Source organism: Corallococcus terminator, assembly GCF_003611635.1.
Taxonomy (GTDB): Bacteria; Myxococcota; Myxococcia; order Myxococcales; family Myxococcaceae; genus Corallococcus; species Corallococcus terminator.
Genome location: NZ_RAVZ01000611.1, coordinates 1 through 2,376 on the forward strand (window position 1 = coordinate 1; position 2,376 = coordinate 2,376).

The window sequence follows — 2,376 nt, forward strand, 5'->3', positions numbered from 1 at the left end:
GTAACCGTCCGGCCAACGACGTGCCGGATCGCTTGAGGGCGGACGGGAAGCGTGCGTGACGAGCGGCGCGACCGATTGAAACGCGAGGCTTCAGGCCGCGTCAGCGGCGCGCAGGCGCTTCCACTCGTGAGGCAGCAGTTCCCCGATGCGGGCGTTCGGGTGCGTCTGGACGCGCAGCAGCACGTCGGCGAGGTATTCCTCGGGGTTGACGCCGTTGGCCTCGCAGGTGGCGACCAGCGCGTAAAGGCCCGCGAGGTTTTCGCCCGCGGCCTCGTGGCCGACGAAGAGAAAGTTCTTCCTGCCCAGAGCCGCTTTTCGCAATGCCGCCTCGCTGCGGTTGTTGTCCAAGGGCAGGCGCGCGTCGGAGACGAATCGGGTGAGCGCGTCCCACTGTTTTCGGGCATAGGCGAGAGCCTGCCCCAGCGGCCCCTTCGGTAGGTGGAGCGGGGTCTGTTCCTCCATCCAAGCGCTCAGCGCGGCGAGGGCAGGCGCGCTGTGCTGCCTTCGCAGCTCGCGGTGGGCGTCGGTCCGCACGAGGCCCGCATCGCGGGCCTGTGCCTCCACCCGGTAGAGGGCAAGGATGAAGTCCAGGGCCTCACGGGCCTCGGGCGCGGTGGGCAGCGCCTCGAAGAAGCGGCGGCGCACGTGCGCCCAGCAGCCCACGCGCACGCGGCCTTCGGGCAGCGTCACCGCGTTGTAGCCCGTGTACGCGTCCACCACGAGGGCGCCCCGGGTGCCGCCCAGCACGTCCTTCGGTGTCGTGCTGGCTCGGCCCAGGCTGAAGCGGTAACCCACCAGCCACTCGCCCTTCGGCGTCTGGGTGAGGAACGTCCACAGGTAGCCTTGCTTCGTCTTCTTCACGTCCAGCACGCGCACGGGCGTTTCGTCGGCCCACACCACCTCGGAGGCCGCAATGACTTGCAAGAGGTGCGAGGAAAGGGGCCGCACCACCGAGGCGGCCTGGTGGAAGAGGTCCGTCAGCGTGCTGCGATGCATGGGCACGCCGCCTCTTTCAATCCGCTGGGCGAGCCGGTGCAGGGGCATGGCATCGGCGCACTTGGACGTCACCACATGCGCCAGGAAGCCGGGGCCGTACTCGCCTCGGTCCACCACCTTGCGGGGCGCAGGCGCCGTCACCACGCCCTGGCCGCAAGCGCACGCGAGGGCTTCCTGGATGTGCACCTGGCGCTCGAAGAAGGTGGGCACGCACTCGTACATCACCGAAGTGCGACCCATGCCCAGCGGCTTCAAGTCCTTACTGCCGCACGCCGGGCAGCGCCTCGACTTGGGTGGCACCGCGTGCCGCACCTCGCGCGTCGGGGTCTCCACGGCCTTGCGGGCCGCGCGCTCCCGCCGCTTCGCCAGGGCAGCCTCGGCCCGTGCTGTCTCCTCCTCGGGGCTTCGTGCCTCGCCTCTCAGCTCCTGGGCGACAGGGGGCAGCTTCTCCGCCTTCTGGCCGAAGACGCGCCGCTCCAGCGCGGCCATCTTCGACTCCAGCGACGTCATCCGCTCGCGGAGCTCCTCGGCCTCCTCACGCCAGGGGCAGAAATGGTCGAGGGGGAGGACTCTGGGCACCCGCGCTCAACAACGTGCCGGGTAGGCCATTCACGAGGTGACGTGCTCAGCTACCTGTACGCCCAGGGGGCGCCCAGGCAGGCTGGCGCTTCACCTCGGCCACGTCGATGCCGTCCAGCAGCATCGCTAGCTGCGTGGCGTCCAGTTGCACCGCCTTCGCGTCCGCCTCCACGCGCGGCAGCCGGAAGCGGCCCGTTTCCAGCCGCTTGTACAGCAGCACGAAGCCGCCCCGGCTCCACGTCAGCACCTTGATGCGGTCGCCCCGCCTGGAGACGAAGGCGAAGAGGTGCCCCGAGTAGACGTCCTCGCCCCACGCCGTGCGCACCAGCGCCATCAGCCCGTCGATGGACTTGCGCATGTCCACCGGCTCGGTCGCCAGCACCACGCGCACCGAGGCAGGAAGTGTGAACACCGCCTCACTTCTCCAGCGCTGCGACGAGACGCGCGACGTACGCCACGTCCGTCCCGACGGCGAAGCACACCCGCGCTCCGCTCGCCGCCATCACCTCCACCACCGGCTCGGCCGATGCTGTCGCCGTCGCCACCTGCACCGGCAACAGACGCACCGACTCACCTCGCGCCGGCTCGGCCCGTCGCCTCCGGTACACCCACGACTGCAACGTGCTCAGCCTCACGCCCCGCGCCAACGCGAACTCCCGCTGCGTCAAACCGCTGGCCTCGAACGCTTCCGCGACGCACGCCCACTCCGGCTTCGCCACCTGCTTCGCCATGCCCACCAGCGTCCGCCGCGCACCGCTACGCCGGCAATCCCTCACCGCACGTCGTTGGCCGGACGGTTAC

General features: G+C 70.2%; 3 protein-coding genes. All 3 read right to left on the minus strand.

The window, feature by feature from the left end; all coding sequences use genetic code 11:
- Positions 1-90 precede the first annotated feature (90 nt).
- Positions 91-1,506, minus strand: a complete 1,416-nt coding sequence (gene tnpC / locus D7V88_RS40695) for an IS66 family transposase (protein ID WP_120545853.1) — start codon at positions 1,504-1,506, stop codon at positions 91-93.
- 115 nt (positions 1,507-1,621) lie between these two features.
- A complete protein-coding gene (gene tnpB / locus D7V88_RS40700) occupies positions 1,622-1,987 on the minus strand; it encodes an IS66 family insertion sequence element accessory protein TnpB (protein ID WP_120545854.1) in 366 nt (121 codons plus the stop codon).
- 4 nt (positions 1,988-1,991) lie between these two features.
- Positions 1,992-2,306: an IS66 family insertion sequence element accessory protein TnpA gene (gene tnpA / locus D7V88_RS40705; protein WP_120545855.1), complete on the minus strand. Its 315-nt coding sequence runs from the start codon at positions 2,304-2,306 to the stop codon at positions 1,992-1,994.
- Positions 2,307-2,376: the final 70 nt, after the last annotated feature.

Bases quoted from the DNA above. Each gene is read 5' to 3' on its own strand.
- tnpC (WP_120545853.1), bottom strand. From the start codon at position 1,506: ATGACGTCGCTGGAGTCGAAGATGGCCGCGCTGGAGCGGCGCGTCTTC.
- tnpA (WP_120545855.1), bottom strand. From the start codon at position 2,306: ATGGCGAAGCAGGTGGCGAAGCCGGAGTGGGCGTGCGTCGCGGAAGCG.